Source organism: Vagococcus sp. 211 (assembly GCF_056322705.1).
On sequence record NZ_CM150475.1, the window covers coordinates 62,061 to 87,762 of the forward strand.

Consider the following 25,702-nt stretch of genomic DNA (forward strand, 5'->3'; position numbering starts at 1 on the left):
AACACATTGGAGGGGTGCTTATGTTTGGGACCTTCCAATGTGTGTTTTTTTACAACTGTGGTATAAGATAAATGAGGTAAGAGATGAAAGTGAGGGATTGGTCTGTGTTAACAAGAGAAGAGATACAACGATTTCCTAAAGTAGAACTCCATTGCCATTTGGATGGATCGATTAGACCAGAGACGTTACAACAAATAGCTAAAGCACAAGGGTTGCCGATTTCTGACAATTTAGATGAGGTAAAAGAGCAGATGAGAGCACCAAAAACCACCAAAAGTTTGGAGGACTACTTGTCGTGTTTTAATTATGTCTTACCCTATTTACAACAAGAGATAGCCCTTGAAATGGCAGGGTTTGATGTAGTAGAGCAAGCTGCTTTAGATGGTGTGAGCTATATTGAAATTCGTTTTGCACCAAGTTTGTGTACCAATGAAGGATTGAGCGTAAGAGATGTTCTGTTAGCAGTTTTAAGAGGCATTGCTAAAGGAGAGGAAACGTACCCTGTCACTGCTAATCTAATCGTCAGTGGTATGCGCCAAGACAACTTAGATAAGCTAAGCAAAGACCTCTTTGAAGTGACAAAGATGAAGCATGAAAAAATTGTTGGTTATGATTTAGCAGGACCAGAATTAGATGGTTTTGTACCAAATTATAAAAAAGTGCTATCGGCTGTCATTAATGACCAAGAAATACAGTTAACCTTGCATGCAGGTGAATGTGGGTGTGGTCGTAATGTGATGGATGCTGTCGCAGCTGGAGCTAAACGTATTGGTCACGGTATTGCTCTCAAAGGTAATCCAGAAAATCAGGCTTTATGTAAAACGCAAAATGTGTGTATTGAAGGTTGTCCGTCAAGCAATGTGCAGACACAAGTGATTGGTTCCATACAAGAGTATCCTTTAGAAGAATGGTTAGATTCAGGGTTACATTTTTGTATTAACACAGATAATCGTACAGTCTCACAGACTACTGTGACGAATGAGTATTATCTCCTATCAGAGGCATTTGGTCTAACCCTGCCGCAATTAAGAAGGTTAACCATTTATGGGATTGAGCATTCATTTGCAACGGAAGAAGTAAAACAGTATCTACGACACAAAGTACTAACATACAAAGATCAATAGTAAAAGAAAGAAGGGATAAAGATGAACACATTAGGAAATATCATTTGGTTAATATTCGGAGGACTTATTAGCGCGATTGGGTGGTTTTTAGCAGGGCTGATATGGTGCGTGTCAATTATAGGGATTCCTGTAGGGTTACAGTGTTTTAAATTAGCAGGTCTTAGTCTCTCTCCTTTTGGGAAAGACGTTATCTATGGTTCTGGAGGTGTTTCTTTTATTGTTAATATTATTTGGCTAATTATTAGTGGGCTCCCGTTGGCGGTGACTCATGCTGTTAGCGGGTTGGTACTATGTGTGACTATTATTGGTATTCCTTTTGGCTTACAGCATTTTAAACTCGCTAAGTTAGCTCTAATGCCTTTTGGGACACAAATTATCTCAGCTAACCATGTATATATGGATATTAGGTAATGAAAGAGGAATATTCCGTATGAAAATCCTACCTTAGTCCTATGCTTATTTTTGTATTCTTGTTATACTTAATGTAAGAAAAAAGTAAGGGGAGATATAAAAATGAAACGTAAAGTAATCATACCCGTTGTTTTTATTACAGCGATGGTAATGACAGGGTGCGGTAAGAATGATCCTAAACCAACACCTTCACAAGCCTCTGTTTCAACAGAGATGTCTACAACTTCAGTCGAAGAGGTCTCTTTTGTTTCACTGGATAAGTTAATATCTGCTTACAAAGAACAACAACCCAATACGGACATAACCTCAATAGAATTAGATAAGACATTAGGAAAAGATTTCTTTAAAGTTAAGGGTCGAGATGTAGAAACAGAATACGAAGTAAGTATTGATGCTGTAACAGGGATTGTTGAGAAACAAGAGAAAGAAACAGTGGACCGTGACGAACAAACAGAGGCTGATGTTGAACAAAACAAATTGGATTTAGAAGGATTATTATCTATTGACGATGTCATTAATAAAGCAAAAAAAGAAACAAAGATGACCGATATAGATGAGATGGAGTTATCCAAAGAAATGGGAACAACGTATTGGAAAGTGTCTCTAAAGGATGGTATAAAAGAGACTGAGATTAGTTTGGATGCCAAGAGCGGAGACGTATTACAAATAGAAGCAGACTAAGACAATCTATTGGATTGTCTTTTTTAGACGAGTCATAAAAGTGAGTGAAAATGAGTGCATAATCCCTCACTTTGTGGTATTTTTAACATCGTGCTACAGTCGAAGGCACAAGTATAAAATAAGGGAGATGTAACAATGAACGCACGTCGTTTAAAAGGATTCCTTGTAGCTGCATCAGCATTATTAGTATTCGCTGCATGTGGAACAAAGGAGACGAAGGACACATCAGCTAGCAAACCTGCTACTGAAGATAAAAAGGAAACAATGAGCTTAAGTTTTGGAGCTATGCCAGCTGTAGATAGCTTACCACTATACATTGCTGAAAAAGAAGGTTTCTTTACAGAAGAAGGTCTAGATTTAGATCTACAAGCATTCAAATCACCCAAAGACCGTGACGCAGCACTAACAAGTGGTCACTTAAATGGAGCTAATTCTGATTTGATTGCTGTTAGCACATACTATCAAGGAGAGTTACCTTTCAAAGTGACGAGTCAGTCCACTGGGACTTTTTCTATTTTGACAAATAACTCGGATATTAATACCTTGGCAGATTTGAAAGATAAGACAGCAGGCTATGCTAAAAATCAAGCACCTTATTATTTCTTAGATAAAGCCTTACAGACAGAAGGATTAAACGTTGCAGATGTTGGTTTCCAAGAGGTGCCCCAAATTCCGGTTCGTTTGGAATTGGTATCCAATGAAAAAATTGATGCGACAGTCTTGCCAGAACCATTCAGAACGATTGGTTTAGCTCACGGTCTAAAAGAATTAGGGAATAGCAATGATTTAGATATTCAATCAACGGTCTTTGGCTTCACACAAGACACGATAGACACTAATCGAGACGCAATAGACGCTTTCTACCGTGCTTATAACAAAGGGGTAGATTATCTAAATAGCCATGAAATAGATGATTATTATGACGTTTTAGTTGAGAAAATTGGATTCCCAGAAGAAATGAAAGAGCAAGTCACTTTACCAGAGTATAAACACGCTGAACAAGTGGCGTCTAAGCAATTAACAGATGCTTTTGAGTGGTCATCATCAGAAGGCATTCTTTCAAAAGAATGGAAAGAATCAGATATATTAAGCGACGTATTAAATAAATAAGAAAGAAGGGTGGAGCATGTTACAGTTAAAAGAAGTGAGTGCTTCTCATGGAGAGCAATGTGTGTTATCAGAGGTGAACCTCGAGATTCAACATGACGATATTGTGGCACTCATCGGTCCTAGCGGAACGGGAAAATCAACTTTATTGAATTGTATTACCTCACTCCATCCTGTAGACAAGGGGAGCATTATGTTAAATAATGCTCCTCTTTTGCCTAAAAAACAGACCATTGGATGGATGCCACAAAATTATGGGTTGCTTCCTTGGAAAAAGGTAAAAGACAATATTCTCATGGGGACTCATATAAAAAAACAGCCAAAAGATGTTGCTTTGGTTGAACGCATTATTAAAGAACTTGGGTTAAGTGAGTTATTAGGTAAATACCCAACGGAGTTAAGCGGGGGGCAGCAACAACGTGTCGCTTTAGCTCGGACATTAGTTATGACGCCAGATTTATTTTTACTAGATGAGCCTTTTTCAGCCTTAGATGCTTTGACACGTGAGAAAATGCAAGAACTATTCTTAACGCAATGGTACAAACAGCCTGCACCCACTATTATTATTACCCATGACGTGGAAGAAGCGGTTTTTTTAGGCAGTCGTATTTTGTTATTATCAGGTTCGCCAAGTCATATTGTTAGAGAGTTAGATAATCCTAGCTTTGAGATACCACTGTCAGATAAAAAAACCTCTGAAACTTATTATCACATGATTAAAGTAGTAAGGGAGGCATTAATTGATGAGAGTTAAGCATAAAATCTACCCAAGATGGTTGACCACATTGTGGGGATTACTAGTGATTCATGGTTTGTGGTGGCTAGCGAGTTATCGTCTGAACCAAAACATGTTGCCAAGTCCTGTATTAGTGTACCAACACTTAATAGAGATGGATAAAGGGGATTTATTTCTACATGTTTATAATAGCTTTATTCGTTTAGGATGGGGAATGCTAATAGCTGTAGTCATTGGTTTCGTTATAGGCCTTGTTATGGGCCGTTCTGAGCGAATCAATCAATGGTTAGACCCAATAGTCTATTTAACTTATCCTATCCCTAAAATCGCTTTATTACCTATAATTATGCTGCTTTTTGGATTAGGTAATGCGTCTAAAATTATTTTAATTACATTGATTGTTGTTTTTCAAGTGATTTTGTCTGTTAGAGATGGGGTAAAATCTATTTCTAGTAGTTACTATGATCATCTAAAAGTGTTAGGAGCAAGCGCGTTCCAGTTATTCTATGTGGTTACCTTGCCTGCAGCTTTAAGTGCGGTTCTCAGTGCTATTAGGGTTGCGTTAGGAACGGCGATTGCCATTCTTTTCTTTACAGAAGTGTACGGAACAGAGTATGGATTGGGTTACTTTATTATGGATGCTTGGGGCCGTTTAGATTATTTGGACATGTATGTCGGCATTATTGTGTTAAGTGGTGTTGCTTTCTTTTTATTTCAGATGATTGATAGCTTAGAAAAGCATTTACTTAAATGGAAAAAATAAAAGAAGACAACCTTCATAGGCTGCCTTCTTTTTTAGGTTCCAGTTGTCATTTAACTTGATATAATATCAGGTTAAATGACAAGGTATTTCAATCCATTGAAAGAGGATGATATGTTTGTGTAGTCTTGATAGACCGCACATTAAGAGGTATACGTCAGGAATAAAAAATAGTTGAAATATTCCCCTTTTTAAGGAGAAAAAGTCATAGATTATTCACAAATAACAGTTATTATATAAGTAGATTAATTTAACGATTACATTTAACTTTTTCCCGTTATATCTGACTTGTCACCAGGTATAATTATTTCTTATTTTATGTCTCTTAGCGAAAGCTAGGAGATTTTTTTTGGTCTAAAAATAAGTTAGGAAATAACTTCTTTTTTGTAAGCATATTATTTGTACTTACATAATGTAAGTTGATATACTAGCCTTGTTAAAAAAACAGCAGAGGTGGAAAACATATGTCAACATTTACAGAATTATTAAAACAACGTCGCTCAATCTATGCGTTAGGTTCAAGTGTTACTTTATCAGAGAACGAAATAGAAGAACTAATCAAAGACGTCGTGCGTGAATCGCCAACGGCTTTCAACTCACAAAGTCAACGTGTGGTTATTTTATTCGACGATGCACATAAAAAAGTATGGGGAATGGCCGAAGAAGGGTTACGACCATTGACGCCAGAAGCGAATTTCCCAGCAACACAAGAAAAATTAGCAAGTTTTGCGAAAGGTAAAGGAACTGTTTTATTCTTTGAAGATCAAGATGTGGTAACCAATCTGCAAGAGCAATTTGCTTTGTATGCAGATAACTTCCCAATCTGGTCAGAACAAGGAAGCGGAATTGCTCAAAATAATGTATGGTTAGCGTTAACTGAAAAAGGATTAGGGGCTAATTTACAACATTACAATCCAATCATTGATGAATCTGTAGCGAAAGAATGGGACATTCCAGCATCTTGGAAATTACGTGGTCAATTAGTCTTTGGTTCTATTGAGTCTCCAGCAACAAGTAAAGAATACATGGAAAACGATGCACGATTTAAAACATTTCGTTAATCACTAAATAAAAACAAGCACTAACAGACAGTGATGTCTACTAGTGCTTGTTTTTTTAGATGATGCCTTTGGTTAAGTTAACGACAATGGCATTAAATTCTTTTTGAAATTGGTTGACATGTCTACTTTGATTAACGACTAAGCTGATGAGTAGATTAGGTGGATTCTCAATAGGTATTTTAATTAAAGGAGCATTGGGAGGCACAATGATGTCGCTTAAAAAGGCAACCATATTGGTAGATGCCGCAACGGAGATGGCTGTTTGAATTTCTTTTGTATATAAAACTTGGGGTTTAGCCATTCGATTGTTGTCAATCCATTGCTGAAAAACACGTTCATGCAAATATCTTTTTTCTAGTGAGATACATGAAATCTCTGCGATATCACTGAAACGAAGGACTTTTTTCTTGGCTAAGGGATTAGTGACCGAAACCCAAGCTGACATTTCTTCTTGTTGTAAAGGGATTTGCATAATGTCTTCAGAATTAATGGGAACTAGATCTGTTGCGATAATCGCCAGAGGAACCTCTCCGGATTTAACCATATCTAGCATGACGTCAGAACTTTCTTCTTCAATCAGTTTGAGGGAGTCGGAGTATGCTTCAATATGTGGCAACAGTTGGGGCATAAAATGGCTACCGATCGTTGGTAGGTAACCCAAATAAACAATTTGATGGTTCAAATCATGAATTTCTTCTTCTGCTTCTTCAATGGCCAATAAAATTTGATGAGAATATTTGAGTAAGATTTGGCCAGTTTCAGTCAGTGATAATTTCTTATGGTTATTTTTCCGATTGATTAATGTGGTACTAAGTTCATCTTCTAGCCGTTTGATTGCCATGGAAATAGAAGGTTGAGAAATATAGAAATGTTGCGCCGTATCAGTAAAACTAAGAGTTTTTGCCAAATGATTGAAGTAAGTTAAATCCTTAATATTCATAAACGACTCCCCTGATTGTGAATTTATTCATAAGTTTAACTTATGAATTATCCGTTAGTATAAATTTTGCTTATGATAACATAATTAATCAATATTATCCAAAGATAGAATTGCGTGATATATTGTTCACGTTAAAACGTTTACAAGTGAGTCATACTCTAGAAAGAGAATGGAACGCTATTTGTTTTATAAAGGTAGTTTCCGATTGATTTAAAACAAAGTTGTCTTTTAAAACAGGCGGGATACTGTTAGTTATTACATAAATAGAAAAGGTGGTCATCAAAATGACAGAACAATTAACATATAATGCACCAACAATCGAACAAGAAATTGAAGTGGTTAGTACGTATCATTTAGAGGAAGCAGCGAGCCACGTTGTCCCTAAAGGCGGATTTGACTATATTGCAGGTGGATCAGGTAAAGAGTTCACATTGAAAAGAAATGACTCTGCTTGGGATAAAAAAGGTATCTTACCTCGCGTGTTAGCTAACGTAGAAAACCCAGACACATCAACAACTATTTTTGAACATGACTTAAAAGTACCGTTTATCATGGCTCCGATTGCTGCCCATGGTTTGGCACATGCAACGAAAGAAGCCGGAACAGCTCGTGGTATTTCTGAATTTGGCGGAAGCATCATGTCAATCAGTGCTTACTCTGGTGCGACGTTTGAAGAAATCGATGAAGGATTAAACGGTAATCCACGTTGGTTCCAAATCTACATGAGTAAAGACGAAGAGATGAATAAAAATATCTTGGATGAAGCAAAAAAAGACGGCGCAACAGCGATTATTTTAACAGCTGATGCAACCTTAAGTGGTAACCGCGAACGTGACATCACGAATAAATTTGTTTACCCATTCGGTATGCCAATCGTTTCTCGTTACTTAACAGGTTCTGGAGAAAACATGTCTCTAAACAACATCTACGCACAATCAAAACAAAAAATTGAACCGGCTGATGTTAAAATGATCGCAGACTACTCTGGTTTACCTGTCTTTGTTAAAGGTGTTCAAACAGCAGAAGATGCTTTATTAGCTATCGGTGCTGGTGCATCAGGTATCTGGGTATCTAACCATGGTGGCCGTCAATTAGACAATGCTCCAGGTTCATTTGAAACATTAGAAGAAATTTCTAAAGCTGTTGCAGGGCAAGTTCCTATCGTCTTTGATAGTGGCGTTCGTCGTGGCGAGCACATCTTCAAAGCTCTAGCAAGTGGTGCTGATATCATCGCTGTTGGCCGTCCGGTATTATTCGGATTAGCTTTAGGTGGATGGAAAGGCGTTAAATCTGTGTTTGAATACTTCGAAACAGACTTAAAACGTGTCATGCAATTAGCAGGAACGCAAACAGTTGAAGATGTAAAACAAGCGCGTTTGTTTGATATGACTAAATAATCATTGATTAAAATGATGGGAAGCTAGGCCAATTGGTCTAGCTTTTTTTATTGCTTCAATATCTGATATAATAGGATATGAAACTGATTTAAAATACAATGGTATATAGATTATATATAATGGAGGATACAACATGTCACAATTAAGTAAGTTACAAAATGGTTCAGATATAAGAGGCGTTGCTATTCAAACGGAGACGCATACTCCTAATCTGACACAAGAAACAGCCACAAAGATTGCTTTAGGGATTGTTACTTGGTTAAGAGACATCAAAGGGGTAGATAAGCCAGCTTTGACGGTGGCTATTGGTCATGATGGTCGACTAAGTGGAGAAGGATTACAAGAAGGTATGATAGAGGGATTTATCTCGACAGGTGCTCGCGTGTACAATACAGGTTTATCCACCACACCGGCAATGTTTATGGCTACCCAATTTGCTGAGATTCAAGCCGATGTAGGTATCATGATTACAGCCAGTCATTTGCCTTATTTTTATAACGGGATTAAAGTATTCACCAAAACAGGAGGAGCAGAGCATGAAGATATTGCCTTTATTTTAGAAAATAGTGGCAAAGAAGAGGGACCTTCTATAAAAAATGGTGTAGTAGAAAGAATCGATTTAATGACACTTTACGCTGCAGATATGGTAGCGAAAATAAGAGCCAATACAGGTGTTATGGAACCACTGAAGGGGAATCACATCGTATTAGATGCAGGAAATGGTGCCGGAGGGTTCTTTGCTCCCTTAGTGTTAGAACCTTTAGGCGCTGAGACTAGAGGAAGTCAATTTTTAGAATCAGACGGACACTTTCCAAATCACATGCCAAATCCAGACAATAAAGAAGCGATGGAGAGTATTCAAGAAGCTGTTTTAGAACACGGAGCGGACTTAGGGGTTATTTTTGATACCGATGTGGATAGAGCGGCAGTGGTTGATGGTTCCGGTATGGTTATTAACCGAAATAATTTGATTGCTGTTTTGGCGTCTATGGTACTTGAAGAACAACCAGGTAGTACGATTGTGACCAATTCACCAACGTCTAGCCATTTGAAAACATTTATAGAAGGACTTGGTGGAAAACAGTACCGCTATTTATGTGGATACCGAAATGTGATCAACCAGGCAATTGAGATGAATGAAGAGGGGATTGAAACTCCTTTAGCCATTGAAACCAGTGGACATGCTGCTTTCAAAGAGAATTATTTTTTAGACGACGGTGCCTATGTTATTGCTAAAATATTAATGCTCCTCCCTCGCTTGAAAAAAGAAAATAAAACCTTAACAGATGTTATTGGACAACTGAAGCAACCCATAGAAACCAAAGAATTACGCTTTAAAATTATGAGAGAAGATTATCAAACAGAAGGTTATCGTGTTATCTCAGAGCTTGAGCATTTTGCTGAAACCGTGGAGGGCTGGCAAGTGGATCAAGACAATTACGAAGGAGTAAGAATAAATGTGAGTGGTGAGTTTGGGTCTGGCTGGTTGTTGCTAAGGTTGAGTTTACATGAGCCTTTACTTGTTTTACAAATAGAGAATGATGTTGCAGGGAAAACAGAAGAGACCTTGACGGTGTTAGGATCATTTTTGATACCTTTAAAGACACTTGATACAACGTTACTATTAGCGTAGAAAAATTAGAAAAAAACACCTATTCTGAAAAATAGGTGTTTTTCTTTACTCAGATAATAAAGGCTTAGCTTCCACACAAATGTCTTCAAAGGTAAAGGGGTGTGTAAAGGCAAGTTCTTTGGCATGGAGTTGCAATCTCGGGCGTTTATACGCTCTTGGATGATACAAAGGATCGCCTAATATTGGCCATCCCATACTTGTTAGATGAACACGTATTTGATGCGTACGACCTGTATCTAATCGACATTCTACCCATGTGGAGTCTGATGTTTCCTTCATTTTTGTCATATGAGTAACGGCCGCTTGTCCTCGTTGTTCATCAATGACTCGTTTTCGGCGGTCGTGGCGATCTCGACCAATCGGTTTGGTCATAGTCAATTGGTCAGGAACTTTTTTACTATCAACCTCGGCTTCATAAACACGGCGGATTTCTTTGTACTCTAACATGCGTCCTAGAACGGGTAAGACAATTGGGTTTTTGGCAAAAAGAATGGCCCCGCTGGTTTCTTTGTCTAATCGATGCACCACGTAAGGAAATTCCCCTTTTGGAGCTAGGTAAGCGGCAACAAAGTTAATAAGTGTTCCTGTTTCTTCTGGTTGATTGTGATGTGTTTTGATACCCGCTGGTTTATTGACAACGATCAGTTGGTCGTCTTCCCATAAAACATTGACGGGTGAGTCTTCTAACACAATGGGTTGTGGTGTTGGGTAATCTGTTTCTTCAAAAGTCAAAGTTAACACGTCTCCTGGCGAGACGGTATGATGAAACATGGCGGTTTCCCCGTTGATAGCTACATTTTTACGTGTTCTTAAAAAGTGACGCACTTTTCTAGGGATTAACCATTGCTCCTCTAAAAGCTGACGGATATCTGTTGCTTCAAATTCGTTTGGTAAAGTGATCGTAAGTTTCATAGTTACTCCTCATGTCTTTTATTAAAAAGACTTTAACATTTTTTAAAGATTGTAACACATAATGTTAACAACTTCATGTTATGATAGCTCTGTTCTAAAAGTCGGACTTTGGACTCATCCTTGTTCGATAGGGATATGATACACTAAAAACAATCAAATAACCCGTTACAAAAGGAGTTACGATGGACTATAAAAAGATAATAGCAACGATAAAGGAAAAACTGAGCCAATTTTGGCAATGGTTTGTTCCACATTTTAAAACATTTAATCATAAGAGACAGCAAATTTGGAAAAAATACCATGTCAATAAAGTTATCCTTCTTAGCCTGTTGACTTTTGTGTTAGTGACAAGCATGTATTTGTTCTACTTAGCGAAGAATGAAAATGTGTCCACTTTTAAATCTGGATTGGAACAAGTGACGACCATTTACGACAAAGATGGGGATGAAGCTGGTACGTTATCCAATTTTGGAGAGAAAGGGAACTTTGTCAAAATTGATGATATTTCCCCGTTTATCAAAGATGCTGTCATATCGACAGAAGATAGACGTTTCTATCAACACAAAGGGTACGACGTTAAAGGGATCGCTAGAGCCATGGTCCGTAAAGTAGTACGCCGCAACAACAGTGGGGGTGGTGGTAGTACCATTACGCAACAGCTAGCAAAAAATGGGTTTCTAAGTCAGGAACAAACCATGACTCGTAAGGCGAGGGAGTTATTCTTGGCGATTGAAATCGAGAAAGAATATACCAAAGATGAAATTCTTGAAATGTACTTAAATAAATCTTATTTTGGTAATGGGGTTTGGGGCATTCAGGATGCCTCGCTGAAGTATTTCGGAAAGAATGCCAGTGAGGTGACTGTTGATGAGGCTGCTGTTCTTGTAGGAATGTTGAAAGGACCGAGTATTTATAATCCTATCGACAGCATGGACAATGCGTTGAATCGTCGTAATACGGTCTTATCAGTGATGGTAGACAATGGGAAGTTAGATAAGGAGACGGCAGAATATTGGTACGATAAGCCTTTAGAAATAGCCGATGCGTACCAACCAGATCATGATTCTTACCGTTACCCTTATTATTTTGACGCGGTAATTAATGAAGCAACGAGAAAAACAAAACTCTCAGACACAGATATCTCAAATGGAGGGTATAAGATTTATACGTCGTTGGATCAACTGTATCAACAAGGGATGGATACGACGTTTTCTAACAGTGGGTTATTTCCACCTAATGCGCCAGACGGAGAAATTGTTGAGGGGGCATCCATTGCGATTAATCCTAAAACAGGTGGCGTGATGGGGGTTGTTGGTGGACGAGGAGATTATGAGTTGCGTGGTTTTAACCGTGCGACCATGTCTCAACTATCACCAGGCTCAACGATGAAACCATTATCTGTTTATACAGCAGCGTTAGAGGCAGGTTATAAGCCAGATGATTTACTTAAAGATGAACCCTTATCTTATTACGATGTAAGTAACTACTCTCAAACTTACGGGGGTCAAGCAACGATGACAGACGCCTTAATTCACAGTTTGAATATTCCAGCTGTTTGGTTATTGAATGAAATCGGCATTGACCGAGGGTATAAAAAAGCAGAACAATTTGGGATTAAGTTAGATGAAAAAGACCGTTATCACGGACTTGCTTTAGGGGGGTTGACTAAGGGGACAACACCTTTAGCCATGGCCAGTGCTTACACAGTATTTGCTAATGAAGGGGTGCAAAAAGAAGCCCATTTCATTACAAAAATCGAAGATGCCACTGGGGCGATTATCTATGAAAACGAAAATGCAAAATCAAAACGGGTGACGACTCCAGAAGTCGCAGCTGATATGACTAGTATGTTACAAGGTGTCTTTAGTTCAGGAACAGGAATTGAGGCAAAACCAGCTGGGTATACCATGGCTGGTAAAACAGGAACTACTGAAAATATTAATGCGGATGGTATGTCTAAGGATCAATGGATCATAGGCTACACACCAGATGTGGTTGTGGCGACTTGGATGGGATTTGATAACAGTGGACCAGATCACTATCTAACAGGAAGTAGTGGTAGCAACTTAGCTAGTATTTTCAGAGATGAAACCCAACGTATTCTAGCGGCATCCCCTAATACACCTTTTTCAGTAGGAGATGTGACACAAGTAGAAGAGGAGAATACGACGGTTTCAGGAAACATTGGTGACACTATGAATGATTTAGGCAGTAAAGTAGATGAGATTGGTGGTAAGGTAAAAGAGGGAGCTAACACTTTAGGTGAAGGCATTAAAAGTGGCCTAGATACAGTGGGTGACATGTGGGACAGCTTTTGGGGGAAAGTCGCTCCTTAAACATAGGTTTTTCCTCTGAATCATGTTACAATATACAAGCAAATAACATTTTAAAGGAGCTTTTTAATATGTCAGTAAATATTTACGATAGTGCCAATCAAGTAGCATCAGATTTAAAAGAAATGTCAGAATTTAAAGCGTTAGAAGCCGCTTTTACAGCGATGAAAGAAGATTCAGCTGCTTTTGAATTATTCTCTAACTTCCAAAATCTACAAATGACATTACAACAAAAACAAATGCAAGGTCAAGAAATCACAGAAGAAGATGTTACAGAAGTTCAAACAATGGCTGAAGAAGTTCATGCTGTTCCAGTTATCCAAGCATTAATGGATCAAGAACAAGCATTCAGCAACATCATCAATGATTTAAACCGCATTATTATGAAACCAGTTCAAGATTTATACCAATTAGGTTAACAAAAAGGGTAGGTGGTTAGGGAGATTCCCTAACCACCTATGTTTTTATCATCATCATGCCAACAATGTAGGAAAGGAGTGACACCATGAAGTTTATACACACAGCTGACTTGCACATTGACCAACCTTTTTCAGGTATTGATACAAGAGAAGAGAGTCTTTTACGCCAGTTAAGAGATGGCAATGAACAGCTATTAACGACTATTATTGATACGTGTTTGGAGGAGGAAGTCGACTTTTTATTGATTGTCGGAGACACCTTCCATCAGAACAATCCTTCTATCCACACGCAACATCTCATCATGACTCAGTTAGAACGTCTTAATGAGGCGGGTATTCCTGTGATGTTGTCTTTTGGGAACCATGATTATTATACAAAAAATCGGTATTGGTTCGACTGGCCAACAAATGTCCATGTTTTTTTTGATCAGCAAGTAGAAACAAAAACACTCTCTTTAAACAATGGAGAAACAGTCGCTATTAGTGGTTTTTCTTATACTGAATCTTGGATCAAAGAAAGCAAATTACCTGAATTTCCGAGGAAAGACCAAGGAACAACGTATCATATTGGTTGCTATCATGGAGAGTTACAAGGAAAAGGAAACTATGCTCCTTTTAGTTTGACAGATTTGCCCTCAGGTTATGATTACTGGGCATTAGGCCACATTCATAAGAGTCAGATTATTTCTGAAAAGCCTTTTGTCGTTTATCCAGGGACACCCCAAGGTCACCATAAGAAAGAGCATCAAGTTCAAGGTGTTGCTATAGTCACGATGACTTCTGGTCAATCACAGGTTACATTCAAAGAAGTATCAACTATCAAGTGGCATCAAACAGAGTTGTCATTGGCTGATAAAATGACTAAACAGCAGTTATTAAAGGACATAGAAACAGACCTATTAAGTCTTACTTATTCACAACCACTAACGGTCGTAACCTTAACGTTAACGTTAAAAGATCCTGAGTTTACGAGTTATTTTTTAGAAAATAAGGGAACATTATTAACCTTTATTCAAAAACATATCTACACAACCTCTAAAGAACGTATTTGGTTAGCGGATATTAAAGTGACATTGGTATCATCAGAAGGTTTCCTTATGGGATTTGATGAAAGCTTAGTAGATGATCTGAGTCGAAAATACGAAGAAGTCGGTGAATTCCAACGTATTGCCAAAGAATTAACACAACAGCCTGGCATTGGCGCTCATTTAAGTTGGGACGCAGAAGATATTAAAGGACTGCTAGCAACTAGTAATCAGTTAATTAAAGATCAAGTTATTTTTAAGAAGGAGGATACCTATGAACATCCGTAGTATGCATATCAAAGGGTTTGGTCGATTTACAAACGAGACGTTCCATGTGGATCCTAATAACCAATTAATATACGGTAAAAATGAAACAGGCAAGTCTACCTTATATCATTTCATTCGTACAATGCTCTTTGGTTTTCCTTCAAAGCGCGAAATGGTTCGCGATTTTACTCCCGTGAACGGCGCTGTTTATGGTGGAGTGTTAGTGTTAGAACACCCAATGCATGGCCAAATTTCTATTGAGCGTTACAAGGAAACCAACAGAGGTCAAGCTAAGGTTGTGATGCCGGGTGGAGAAGTAGGGGATGATGTATTATTAGAACGCTTAATTCATCCGCTGACAAAGGAAGTATTTGATCACATTTTTACTTTTCAGCAAGAACAATTAACAGACTTATCCCAGTTAAATGAGGTTCGTCTACAGCACTTATTATTATCTGTTGGTCTAACCGGTAGTGAACGATTAACGGATTTGACAGATAGTTTATTAAAACGTCGACAAAAAATTTATAAACCAATGGGTAGAATTCCTGTGTTGAATCAAAAATTACAGCAATTAGACAAATTGGAGCGTAAGATAGTCGAATCAGAGCAGCAAGAAGCCTCATATCAAGGGAAATTAGCTCGTCAAAAAGAACTGTTAAGGATGTTGGATGAACTAACAGACGATAAGAAGCATCTGCAAGATCTAGAGAAGACCTTACTAGAACAACAAAAGCGTTTTCCTTTATACGTTGAATGGCAATCCTTGCAAAAAGAAGTGGGGCGTCTGCAAAAAGTATCGTCTTCTGTTGTTAATACCATTAAGGATAGTTTGCAAGAGTATCGTTACCTTGAGAAAAGGGAGAAAGACATACTTACTTCACAAGTGGGAGAAAACAAAAGTGATGCCCCAGGCTTTCAGTTTTATTTAGCCAACCAGTCGCTCTTCGATGATGTTTTAACGGAGCAGTTAGTGGTTGAAAAAATGGTGGAGCGCCGCAGGGTTCTGGAAGAGCAATTGAAGGATTATCAAGAAAGCAAAAAAGTATTATTGGAGAAATACCAATTAGAAAACATTCAACTAGGAAGAACGGTGTCAGAATTTGACCGTGAATCGATGAATCAACTGGCTTCAAAGGAAGAAGAACTTGTCAGAGAAAAAGTCCTATTAACCAATGAAAAAAGTCGATTAAGCATTCAAAGACGAGAATTAGACACAGATTTGACCTTGAAAGAACAAGAATTGAATCAAAACGACATCACGCAACCCATAGATTCTAAACAAAAGGAAACGCCAACAGGTATTGGTATGCTTAGTAGTGTTGGCATCGGATTAGGTGCCATTTTTATTGTGTTAGCCTTTGTTTTGGGTCAATATTGGCTGATGATACCTGGTATGTTGTTATTACTTATTGGTGGTGGCGTGAGATGGTGGAGTCAACAAGACCCTGCTGTCCAACAAGAAACAGAACAGGACAAAGAAGCCTATGTTTTACAGTTAACCTTATCTGATGAAGTTGAGGGAGAGTACCATGCGTTGATTGAAAAACTCGAGACCGTGACGGATTCTTTACAACGTATTATGGATCAAAAACAAGAATGGTCCGATTTATACGGGTTATCTATGAAGGATACGCTACAAACCTGGTTGATGAAGATGCCTGTGTTTGAACAATTAGGAACGATTCAAGAAAAAGAAACAGAGATGGCGCAAAACTTAGCTACCATCGATGCTGTATTGATCTCTTATTCAGAATCACTTCATTTTGCGAGTCAATGGATTCCTTTTGAGAACCAAACCATTTCTGAGAAATTTGAAGGGGTTCGTCAATTTGTTGAAGCCCAACAAGCTGGCCTGAAAGAGCAAATGTATCAAGATTCAGATTTACTCCAAACTCACAATCAATTGGAAGACATCAAAACGCAAAAAGAAGGACTTATTGCTAAAATGACAACGATTCTTGGATCGGAGTATGGCAGTCGCGTAGAAGATATTTCCATCTGGTTAAAAGAGCAAGAACAATGGCAAAGCAGTCAACAACGTTTATCAGAAGTAACATTGGCGGTGGAAGATTACTTTGATTTAACGAAGGATTATCAATTGCTTCAGATTAATCAGACCCTACTAAAAACAAAAGACCAACAAGATAGCGTGCAACAACGAGTTGAAGAGTTACAAGCAGAGTACCAAACAGTAAAATTTGAGAGTCAGCAAATGGAGAAAAACGGTACGTTAGCTAAGTTGTATCAAGAAAGAGAAAATGAGTTAACTTACATTCAAGCGTTGAGTGATGAATGGTTAGGGTACCGATTGGCAGAAGAAATGACACAAGATGTGTTGCAATTCTTATCAGACCAACAATTACCTGCTCTGTTAACCACCGTATCCAGTTATTTTAAATTATTGACCAAAGACCGATACCATAAAGTCTATTTAAAAGAAGGCCGATTAATGGTACGAGACATCACTCATCAGTGGCCAGTTGTTCAGTTATCTACTGGAACCAAAGATCAATTGTTTATGGCATTTCGTTTAGGATTTATTCACCTTCATTTAGAGGATTACCAATGCCCAGTAATGATTGATGATGGTTGGTTGAATTTAGATCAAGACCGTAAGACAACCCTGTTCAACTTACTAAAAGGGTTGAGCCAAAAAACACAGATTATCACATTGTCTTCAGATACTTTGCTACATAGTTTCTACCAAGAGAATGAGTTACCCGTGATTGAATTGGAAAGAAGGTAAAACAGTGAAAAAATTAAGAGAAGTTGTTGTAGACGAAACCTTTGAAATGTTTGTGTTGTTAAAACAAGCAGATGTCCGCGTGGCACGTAATGGTAAAAAATTTATTGCTTTTACATTTCAAGATACTTCAGGAACCATTGATGGTAAGTATTGGGGTGCCACTGATGATGAAATTGATAAATTTAAAGCAGGACAAGTGGTTATGTTAGGTGGGAAACGAGAGTTATACCAAAACATGCCACAAGTAAAAATTATGAGTCTGCGTCTTGCTCAACCTGGTGAACCTAATGACCCCAGTCAATTTATGGAAAAAGCACCTGTGCAAAAGGACGAGATGAAAGAAGAATTTCAACGTTATTTATTTGATATTACTAATGGGAAATGGCACCGAATAGTGCGTCATATTTTAGGGAAATATCAAACGGAATTCTTTGATCACCCAGCTGCTAAACGGAACCATCATGCGTTTTCAGGAGGGTTAGCGTATCACACGTTAACCATGTTACGCTTAGCTAAAGGCATCTGTGAACAGTACCCAGAATTGAATCCATCGCTGCTTTACGCTGGAATCATTCTTCATGATTTAGGTAAAGTAAATGAATTATCAGGTCCTGTGTCAACGGAATATACGTTAGAGGGGAACTTGATTGGGCATATTGTGATGGCGGATGAAGAAATCACGAAGGCTTGCCAAGAGTTAAATATTACGGAATCTGATGAAGAAGTGATTGTATTAAAACATGTTGTATTGGCACATCACGGATTATTGGAATACGGATCACCTGTTAGACCGAAAATTTTAGAAGCAGAAGTCTTACATCATATTGATAATTTAGATGCATCCATTCAAATGATGTTAGGCGCACTAAAACAAGTGGAGCCAGGAGAATACACGGAACGCATATTTGGGCTAGATAATCGTAATTTTTATCTTCCTAAACTATAAAAAAATAAGCTAAGAGAGACGATTTCAGTCTCACTTAGCTTATTTTAATACACATTATTTTGTTCTAGATTAAATGCATCTGACATGTCTTTGTTGGCATCATCAGATTTGGCTTTTTTAACAAGCTCTCCTTGAAGAATAAGACGGTTAGCTCCGGATACATCACAGGTCACTAAAGTCACTAAACGTTTGTCCTCTACATCGTCAATCACTTCAACACGTGTAGGTTCAACATATTCTTTCATTGTTACTTTGTACTCGTAGATATAATCTAAGTCTGTTAGGAAAATAGATGCGCCAAGCTCTACATTAACAAGTGGTGCAAATAAAAGAGTGGGGTCATACATGTAGTGACTTGCTAAAGCGTAGTTCCCATGTCCCATACGTTGTTCTTCTTTCATTGTCCCAGCACCAACTGAAATGACGTAATTAGATACACCCTTAAAGATAGGTAAGTTTAGTTCAACACTCGGAATAGCAATTCCACCAACTACGTTCATGCCAAAATCTTGTTGGCTCGCTTTGGCTACTAAATTAAGATCTAAGGATTCCACCGCTTCAAAATCAAACGTAGCTTCTCCTTCTTGTTCGTTTTTGACAATGTCTTCTCTAGATACATTTTCGACAGTGTATTTTTTTGTTGCGTCTTTAACTAAATAATTTTTTATTTGATTGTTAAATACTAAAGCCAATCCGACAATGAGTAGTAGTACCATAATAAGATTGAAGAAAGCATTACTAATCTTTTGACCAATGGTTTTTTTCGGTTTACTATGTTTGGCTGACCGTTGTTGCGGTTGCTTTTTTTTCTTTTTAGAAATCGAGAAAACCTCCCTTTGATTACTTTGCCTTTTTATCATATCATAAACCCTGTTTAAAGAGGATAAATCTGTTCTAATTTTTAAATATTACATAAGTGTTGCTAAAGCACCTACTTTTTTTGAATCCTGTAATATAAACTTAACGTAACTTAGGCGCAATAAGTGTCCATATCTGATAAATAAATGGTATAGTTATATTAATAGATGGTAGAGGAGGGAATGGTGTTGGAAGATTATTTGTACGTTCATTTAGATGGAATCAGCAATTCAATTTTATCTAAAGGATTAACACATCATGATTTTCATCGCTATACGTTAGAACGCCCTGAAAACCTCTTGTTACTAGACCCTTATGTATCAGAAGGAGAATACGAAAATCATAGTGGTTTTCGCGTCATTCGAGGAGAAGAAAATATCGATCATTATTTTGATTCACTCGTCTCTAATCCAAAGCAAAGAGGTATCAAGTGGTTAGACTTCAAAGAGTATGACGTATTGAAACAAATGACACCAAATGAAATCGCAGAGTTGTTGTATTTTGGCCATATGAAGAGCCAATTACGCTCGCCTTTTTTTTATAAATTGCAAAATAATTATGCTTTTTTTGATATGGGAAATCATTTGACAAAAATTTATTATCGTTACATTGAAGAATTTTACCAAACCTTGTCTCAAAAATTAACGCAAAAAGTGATTAATCAACTAAATGCTAATCGCTCATTTTTCTCAAAAAAATTGACTCATATTTCGGTCTTACCAGTGGAATTGGTGAGTCAGTTAAAACCGTCCATGCAAGAAGGGATTGTCTTTAATTTTTCTCAAGTTGGTTTAATAGATGGGCAGTATATTATCCCAATACATGTTATCGAAGATAATTTGAGAAAGATTGAAAATGGTGATTTTAAAAAAGCAGAAACCATTGGAAGACTTGTGTATGATGAGAAAAGTGCCAGTTGGGAGCTGTATAAAGAAGAATTTGACTCGCTTTTTATTTAAATAAGACAGACGTACCACTAACAATCGTATTTGACAAACGATGTTAGTGGTTTTATTATTATTAGAATAGTATCAGAAACAAACATGATTTTTAGATGAAAATAAAGTATAATAGGATAGTATTAAGCCTAGGAGGACGACTATGAAAATTGCTCTAATTTATGGAGGGAAAAGTGCTGAACATGATGTGTCAATTTTATCAGCCTTTTGTATATTACAAGCCATTTACTATAATTACTATGAAGTACAAACCATCTACATTACAAAGGATGGACAATGGTTAAGAGGGCCACTCTTTAAAGAAGCTCCAAAGGAAGAATCAGCATTACATTTGACCTTACAAAATGCTCAACCCATTTCACCAAGTGATGTGAAAGAAAAAGATACCATTATTTTTCCAGTCTTGCACGGACCTAATGGCGAAGATGGCACGATTCAAGGATTATTTGAAGTGCTTAACATGCCTTACGTTGGCGCTGGCGTTTTGGCGAGTTCATGTGCTATGGATAAGATTGTGGCGAAACAACTATTCCAACAAGCAGGGATTCCTCAATTACCTTCTGTGTCAGTATTAAAAAATGATTACATGACACGTTCTGAAGGGGTGTATGCTAAATTAGAAGGAACGTTACTGTATCCGATGTTTGTTAAACCAGCTAATATGGGCTCAAGTGTAGGAATCAATAAAGCAAATAACCGTGAAGAGTTAGAACAAGCGATAGAGATTGCTTTTAATTATGACCGTAGAGTTGTGGTAGAACAAGGGATCGAAGCGAGAGAGCTAGAAGTAGCTGTTTTAGGTAATGACGAAATTAGAACGACTGTAGCTGGTGAAATCGTGAAAGATGTCGCTTTTTACACTTATGAATCTAAATACTTAGATAATAAAGTAACGTTACAAATTCCAGCTGATATCTCAGATGACTTACAGGAAAAAATTCAAGACTACGCTCGCAAAGCCTATATTGCGCTAGATGGTAGTGGCTTAAGCCGTTGTGATTTCTTCTTGACGGCCAATAATGAATTGTTCTTAAACGAGGTAAACACTATGCCAGGATTTACACCGTTCAGTATGTACCCATTGTTATGGAAAGAAATGGGACTAAGTTATAGTGATTTATTGGAAGAGTTAATTCAATTAGCTAAATTAAGATTTGAGAAAAAACAATTAATTGACGGTAAACAATAACATCAAAAAGCTGAACGCTGTGTTCAGCTTTTTTGCATGAGAACGAGAGGAAGACGTAGGATGAGATTAACGATTCAGGAAATTGCTGCGGCAGTTTCTGCTAAAAACAAGACATGGACGCAACAAGATATTATCATTAACTCAGTTGAATTTGACACACGAAACGTAAAGCCGGGGAGTTTGTTTGTTCCTTTAAAAGGCGCCAGAGATGGTCACGATTTTATCGATCAGGCGTTTGAATCAGGAGCGGTTGTGACGTTTTCAGATAGGGAATTAGATGGAAGTCGTCCGTATTTATTAGTAGAAGATACGCTCAAAGCGATGCAACATCTAGCGGCGTATTATGTGAAAAAAATAGGCCCAAAAGTGATAGGTATTACGGGAAGTAACGGTAAAACAACAACAAAAGATATGACGAGTGCCGTGTTGAGTACAATGTACCAAACCTATAAAACACAAGGTAATTTCAATAATGAGATTGGTATGCCTTATACCATGTTAGCCATGCCAGAGAATACAGAGATGCTTGTTTTAGAGATGGGGATGGATCGTAAGGGGGACATAGAACTGTTATCTTCTTTAGCTCGACCAGACGTTGCGGCTATAACGATGATTGGTGAATCTCATATTGAATACTTAGGCTCAAGACAAGGCATTGCAGAAGCTAAGATGGAAATTATTTCTGGTTTATCACCGGAAGGGTTATTAGTGGTGCCTCATAGTGAACCGCTTATTCAGCCTTTTTTACCAAGAACAGGGGTAAGGATTAAGACCTTTGGTTTAGACTCAGGTTCGGATGTATTAGGAAAAGTCATAACAGAGGAGAAGAACAAAACAGTCTTTACAACGACCCTTTGTTCAGGTGTATCATTTGAAATACCTGTTTTAGGGGCGTATAATGTAAGTAATGCCCTCATAGCCTTAACGATTGGTAACCATTTTAATGTTCCCATGTCATCTATGACAGAGGCCTTGGCTCATTTTGATTTAACTAAAAATAGAACGGAGTGGCTAGAAACGCCAGACGGATTGTCTATTTTAAGTGATGTTTATAACGCTAACCCTACAGCTATGACACTGGTTTTAGACTCTTTTAGCCACCTTGAAACCAAGGGCCGGAAGATAGTCGTTTTAGGGGATATGTTAGAACTTGGAGAACAATCTGAGCAAATGCACACGTCGATTGCGCCTTATGTGAAAGAAACATTGATTCAAGATGTCTTTCTTTATGGTGAACGTATGTCAAAATTAGCGCCCATTTTAATAGAAACATTTGGGGAATCCCGGATACATGCTTTTAATAAAGAAGAACAAGAAGCCTTAATGACTGTCTTAACACAGACTATTAAGAGGGGGGATACTGTTTTTCTGAAAGGAAGTAATGGTATGGGTCTTCAAAGAATTGTTGATTTTTTATTAAAAAACTGTTAAACCATGCGGCGTTGTTGTTAATTAGTTAAGAATGTGATAGTATTACACGAATGCTCATTTTCATTTTCTTTTCATAAATGATAAAGTGAGCCAGATTTTAGGAGGATATCATTTGAAATTTAGTGAATTAAATTTAGAAAAAGAATTGTTAATGGCAGTAGAAAGTATTGGGTTTGAGGAAGCCACTCCAATCCAAGGAGCAACGATTCCTTTAGCATTAGAGGGACGCGACGTTATTGGTCAAGCACAAACAGGTACTGGTAAAACAGCAGCGTTTGGTCTACCAATGTTAAATAAAATTGATACAAGCAATCCAGTATTGCAAGGTTTAGTTATTGCACCAACTCGTGAATTAGCTATCCAAACGCAAGAAGAATTGTATCGCTTAGGTAAAGATAAAAAAATCAAAGTGCAAGCTGTATATGGTGGCGCGGACATTGGACGTCAAATTCGTTCATTAAAAAATAAACCACATATCGTAGTTGGTACACCTGGTCGTATGTTAGATCATATTAACCGTCGTACGTTAAAACTAGATACTGTTGAAACATTAGTATTAGATGAAGCTGATGAAATGTTAAACATGGGATTCTTAGAAGATATCGAAAGCATTATCTCTAAAGTACCATCAAGCAGACAAACATTATTATTCTCAGCAACAATGCCAGATAGCATTAAGCGTATCGGTGTTAAATTCATGAACAACCCAGAGCACGTAAAAATGAAAGCTCAAGAAATGACAGCTAATTTAATTGATCAATACTATGTACGCTGTAAAGAATTCGAAAAATTTGACGTTATGACTCGTCTATTTGACGTTCAAAACCCAGAATTAACGATTGTCTTTGGCCGTACAAAACGCCGTGTTGATGAATTAGCTCGTGGTTTAGAAATGCGTGGCTACAAAGCTGAGGGTATCCATGGTGATTTACCTCAACATAAACGTATGAGCATTTTAAAAGCCTTCAAAAATGAAGAATTAGATATTTTAGTAGCAACAGACGTAGCAGCACGTGGATTAGATATTTCAGGTGTTAGTCATGTTTATAACTACGATATTCCTCAAGATCCAGAGAGCTATGTTCACCGTATCGGTCGTACAGGTCGTGCTGGTAAAGAAGGTAAATCAATTACTTTTGTAACACCAAACGAAATGGGTTACTTACATGTTATTGAAGACTTAACGAAAAAACGTATGACTGTTTTAACACCTCCTTCTAAACAAGAAGCGATGGAAGGTCAAATTGGCATTGCGTTAGAAAAAATCAAAGAAGACCTAAGCAACAATGGGTTAGAAAAATATCAAACAGCTGCTAGCGATCTATTAGAAAGCTATTCAGCAGAAGATATTGCTGCATTATTAGTAAAACAAATCGCTAAAGATGATGCTGGAGCAGTTCCAGTTAATATCACTCCAGAGCGTCCATTACCTAACCGTGGTGGAAAAGGCGGCGGCGGACGTGGCGGTAATCGTGGCGGCGGACGTGGTGGAAACCGTGGCGGTGGACGCGGTGGCAACAGTCGTAGTGGTGGCCAAGGTGGACGCGGCGGCGACCGTCGTGGTAACGGCGGTGGCGAACGCAAAGGCAACGGTGGTGGAAACGCTACTGGTGGCGAGCGCAAAGGTAACGGCAACGGCGGTGGAAACCGTGATAACTGGCGTAAAAAAGACGAGTACAACAAGAAAAAACGTGGTACTGGTAACCAACAGCCAAAAGGTAACAGCCAAAAAAAAGATAGCGATCGCGGATTCGTGATTCGTACAACATCTAAATAAACATTAAAAAAGCTAATACTTCGGTATTAGCTTTTTTTAGGCTATCCTCTTTAGACACTTCGTTGTGATTGATAAATGTTTCTAAATTGTGTATTCTAAAAATGAAAAGATAGAGATAGAGTGAGAGAAGGTGAGTTATTGATAACTGGAATTGGCGTGGATATTGTTGAATTAGACAGAATGAAAGACATTATTGAGAATAATGAGGCATTTGTGAAGCGCGTCTTAACAGAAAATGAGTGGTTACTTTTTACTGAGTTGGGTAAAAAGAGACAAGTGGAGTTTTTAGGTGGTCGATTTGCTTGCAAAGAAGCTTTTTCCAAAGCTCTTGGGACAGGAATTGGAAAAGTAGGGCTGCAAGATATAGAGATATTAAAAGAGGACAGTGGTCGTCCGGTGGTGACACATTGTCCATTTGAAGGGAAGGTCCATGTATCGATATCTCATACGAAAGACATGGCTATTGGACAAATCGTGTTAGAAAAATAAAAAATAACGAAGCATGGCTTCGTTATTTACTTATTTGTGCCTGGCGATGAAACCCAGGATTTATGATAGATAATTTTTTGATGTATTTAGCTGAAATCATTCTGACTTGATTGGTTTTTTGTAATTTAATCATGAGAGAATCTGGATTGGCTTGGTGTTGGTAAACACGTCCAACAAGGGTCTCAAACTCGTCGTTAGATGGGGTTTGAAAAACGTCTCTATATTGAATCACTACCATGCTTTTTTGAGCAATGGCTTGATTAATAAGTTGTAAGATATGCTGTGTTTCTTTCTCTTTCTGTGATTCATCATCTAAAAAAGAGGATAAAAAATGCTTAGATGAACGGGAAATGAAATGAGTGAATTTTTTCACCGCATTATTTGTTTGAGGTTTTTCAGATTTTGAATTGTTCATCGACGACATCGCCTCCTTATTTTGCTAATTTCTATTATACGAATGGTATAGATGTTAGTCAAATAATTCGTAATATAAATGAT

The 25,702-nt window shown here is 37.8% G+C and carries 23 protein-coding genes; 19 read left to right on the forward strand and 4 right to left on the reverse strand.

The features are described from left to right. The first annotated feature begins 104 nt into the window (after positions 1-104). From add to ACVWM0_RS00445, 7 genes are all read left to right on the forward strand, one after another. Entirely contained in the window at positions 105-1,124 is a 1,020-nt protein-coding gene (gene add, locus ACVWM0_RS00415; protein ID WP_476473714.1) for an adenosine deaminase, read from the forward strand. 21 nt (positions 1,125-1,145) lie between these two features. Next, positions 1,146-1,535, forward strand: a complete 390-nt coding sequence (locus ACVWM0_RS00420; RefSeq protein ID WP_476472685.1) for a YccF domain-containing protein — start codon at positions 1,146-1,148, stop codon at positions 1,533-1,535. 102 nt (positions 1,536-1,637) lie between these two features. Beyond that, positions 1,638-2,216 carry a PepSY domain-containing protein gene (locus ACVWM0_RS00425; RefSeq protein ID WP_476472686.1) on the forward strand — a complete coding sequence of 193 codons (579 nt, stop codon included), beginning with the start codon at positions 1,638-1,640 and terminating at the stop codon, positions 2,214-2,216. Between the two features lie 135 nt (positions 2,217-2,351). Continuing rightward, positions 2,352-3,326 carry an ABC transporter substrate-binding protein gene (locus ACVWM0_RS00430; RefSeq protein WP_476472687.1) on the forward strand — a complete coding sequence of 325 codons (975 nt, stop codon included), beginning with the start codon at positions 2,352-2,354 and terminating at the stop codon, positions 3,324-3,326. Positions 3,327-3,342: 16 nt separating this feature from the next. Then, positions 3,343-4,077, forward strand: a complete 735-nt coding sequence (locus ACVWM0_RS00435) for an ABC transporter ATP-binding protein (protein ID WP_476472688.1) — start codon at positions 3,343-3,345, stop codon at positions 4,075-4,077. Then, a complete protein-coding gene (locus tag ACVWM0_RS00440; protein ID WP_476472689.1) occupies positions 4,067-4,822 on the forward strand; it encodes an ABC transporter permease in 756 nt (251 codons plus the stop codon). The genes ACVWM0_RS00435 and ACVWM0_RS00440 overlap by 11 nt, the downstream gene beginning before the upstream one ends. 461 nt (positions 4,823-5,283) lie before the next feature. Then, the gene (locus ACVWM0_RS00445) at positions 5,284-5,880 is read left to right on the forward strand and encodes a nitroreductase family protein (protein ID WP_476472690.1); all 597 of its coding nucleotides are present in this window, start codon (positions 5,284-5,286) and stop codon (positions 5,878-5,880) included. Positions 5,881-5,935: 55 nt separating this feature from the next. Here ACVWM0_RS00445 and ACVWM0_RS00450 read toward each other — a convergent pair whose 3' ends face one another. After that, the gene (locus ACVWM0_RS00450; protein ID WP_476472691.1) at positions 5,936-6,820 is read right to left on the reverse strand and encodes a LysR family transcriptional regulator; all 885 of its coding nucleotides are present in this window, start codon (positions 6,818-6,820) and stop codon (positions 5,936-5,938) included. 284 nt (positions 6,821-7,104) lie between these two features. Here ACVWM0_RS00450 and ACVWM0_RS00455 point away from each other — a divergent pair, with 284 nt between their 5' ends. Continuing rightward, on the forward strand, positions 7,105-8,217 hold the full coding sequence (locus ACVWM0_RS00455) for an alpha-hydroxy-acid oxidizing protein (protein WP_476472692.1): 1,113 nt from the start codon (positions 7,105-7,107) through the stop codon (positions 8,215-8,217). Between the two features lie 133 nt (positions 8,218-8,350). Continuing rightward, a complete protein-coding gene (locus ACVWM0_RS00460; protein ID WP_476472693.1) occupies positions 8,351-9,850 on the forward strand; it encodes a phosphohexomutase domain-containing protein in 1,500 nt (499 codons plus the stop codon). A gap of 45 nt (positions 9,851-9,895) precedes the next feature. On the opposite strand, the gene ACVWM0_RS00465 is transcribed toward ACVWM0_RS00460, so the two are convergent. Next, the gene (locus tag ACVWM0_RS00465; protein ID WP_476472694.1) at positions 9,896-10,762 is read right to left on the reverse strand and encodes an RluA family pseudouridine synthase; all 867 of its coding nucleotides are present in this window, start codon (positions 10,760-10,762) and stop codon (positions 9,896-9,898) included. Positions 10,763-10,944: 182 nt separating this feature from the next. Between ACVWM0_RS00465 and ACVWM0_RS00470 the strand changes: the two genes are divergently transcribed. The 5 genes from ACVWM0_RS00470 to ACVWM0_RS00490 all read left to right on the forward strand — a co-directional run bounded on the left by ACVWM0_RS00470 (position 10,945) and on the right by ACVWM0_RS00490 (position 18,501). Further along, positions 10,945-13,098 (forward strand): PBP1A family penicillin-binding protein, encoded by a 2,154-nt coding sequence (locus ACVWM0_RS00470; protein WP_476472695.1) that lies wholly within the window; start codon positions 10,945-10,947, stop codon positions 13,096-13,098. A 68-nt stretch (positions 13,099-13,166) separates the two neighbouring features. Further along, positions 13,167-13,514, forward strand: a complete 348-nt coding sequence (locus tag ACVWM0_RS00475; RefSeq protein ID WP_476472696.1) for a YlbF/YmcA family competence regulator — start codon at positions 13,167-13,169, stop codon at positions 13,512-13,514. A gap of 86 nt (positions 13,515-13,600) precedes the next feature. After that, the gene (locus ACVWM0_RS00480; RefSeq protein ID WP_476472697.1) at positions 13,601-14,827 is read left to right on the forward strand and encodes a metallophosphoesterase family protein; all 1,227 of its coding nucleotides are present in this window, start codon (positions 13,601-13,603) and stop codon (positions 14,825-14,827) included. Continuing rightward, a complete protein-coding gene (locus ACVWM0_RS00485; RefSeq protein ID WP_476472698.1) occupies positions 14,814-17,555 on the forward strand; it encodes an ATP-binding protein in 2,742 nt (913 codons plus the stop codon). Before ACVWM0_RS00480 ends, ACVWM0_RS00485 begins: the two co-directional genes overlap by 14 nt. Before the next feature lie 4 nt (positions 17,556-17,559). Beyond that, positions 17,560-18,501: a 3'-5' exoribonuclease YhaM family protein gene (locus ACVWM0_RS00490; protein ID WP_476472699.1), complete on the forward strand. Its 942-nt coding sequence runs from the start codon at positions 17,560-17,562 to the stop codon at positions 18,499-18,501. A gap of 44 nt (positions 18,502-18,545) precedes the next feature. On the opposite strand, the gene ACVWM0_RS00495 is transcribed toward ACVWM0_RS00490, so the two are convergent. Further along, complete coding sequence (locus ACVWM0_RS00495) at positions 18,546-19,361, reverse strand: class A sortase (protein WP_476472700.1); 816 nt, start codon at positions 19,359-19,361, stop codon at positions 18,546-18,548. A 186-nt stretch (positions 19,362-19,547) separates the two neighbouring features. Between ACVWM0_RS00495 and ACVWM0_RS00500 the strand changes: the two genes are divergently transcribed. The 5 genes from ACVWM0_RS00500 (at position 19,548) to acpS (ending at position 25,204) form a co-directional block, all read left to right on the forward strand. Further along, the gene (locus ACVWM0_RS00500) at positions 19,548-20,318 is read left to right on the forward strand and encodes a hypothetical protein (RefSeq protein WP_476472701.1); all 771 of its coding nucleotides are present in this window, start codon (positions 19,548-19,550) and stop codon (positions 20,316-20,318) included. Positions 20,319-20,460: 142 nt separating this feature from the next. Further along, positions 20,461-21,507 carry a D-alanine--D-alanine ligase gene (locus tag ACVWM0_RS00505; RefSeq protein WP_476472702.1) on the forward strand — a complete coding sequence of 349 codons (1,047 nt, stop codon included), beginning with the start codon at positions 20,461-20,463 and terminating at the stop codon, positions 21,505-21,507. A gap of 60 nt (positions 21,508-21,567) precedes the next feature. Further along, positions 21,568-22,938 (forward strand): UDP-N-acetylmuramoyl-tripeptide--D-alanyl-D-alanine ligase, encoded by a 1,371-nt coding sequence (locus ACVWM0_RS00510; RefSeq protein ID WP_476472703.1) that lies wholly within the window; start codon positions 21,568-21,570, stop codon positions 22,936-22,938. Positions 22,939-23,050: 112 nt separating this feature from the next. Next, positions 23,051-24,715 (forward strand): degradosome RNA helicase CshA, encoded by a 1,665-nt coding sequence (cshA, locus tag ACVWM0_RS00515; protein ID WP_476472704.1) that lies wholly within the window; start codon positions 23,051-23,053, stop codon positions 24,713-24,715. Between the two features lie 138 nt (positions 24,716-24,853). Continuing rightward, positions 24,854-25,204: a holo-ACP synthase gene (gene acpS / locus ACVWM0_RS00520; RefSeq protein WP_476472705.1), complete on the forward strand. Its 351-nt coding sequence runs from the start codon at positions 24,854-24,856 to the stop codon at positions 25,202-25,204. A 22-nt stretch (positions 25,205-25,226) separates the two neighbouring features. Here the strand turns inward: acpS and ACVWM0_RS00525 are convergent, their stop codons facing one another. Next, a complete protein-coding gene (locus ACVWM0_RS00525; protein WP_476472706.1) occupies positions 25,227-25,619 on the reverse strand; it encodes a hypothetical protein in 393 nt (130 codons plus the stop codon). Positions 25,620-25,702: the final 83 nt, after the last annotated feature.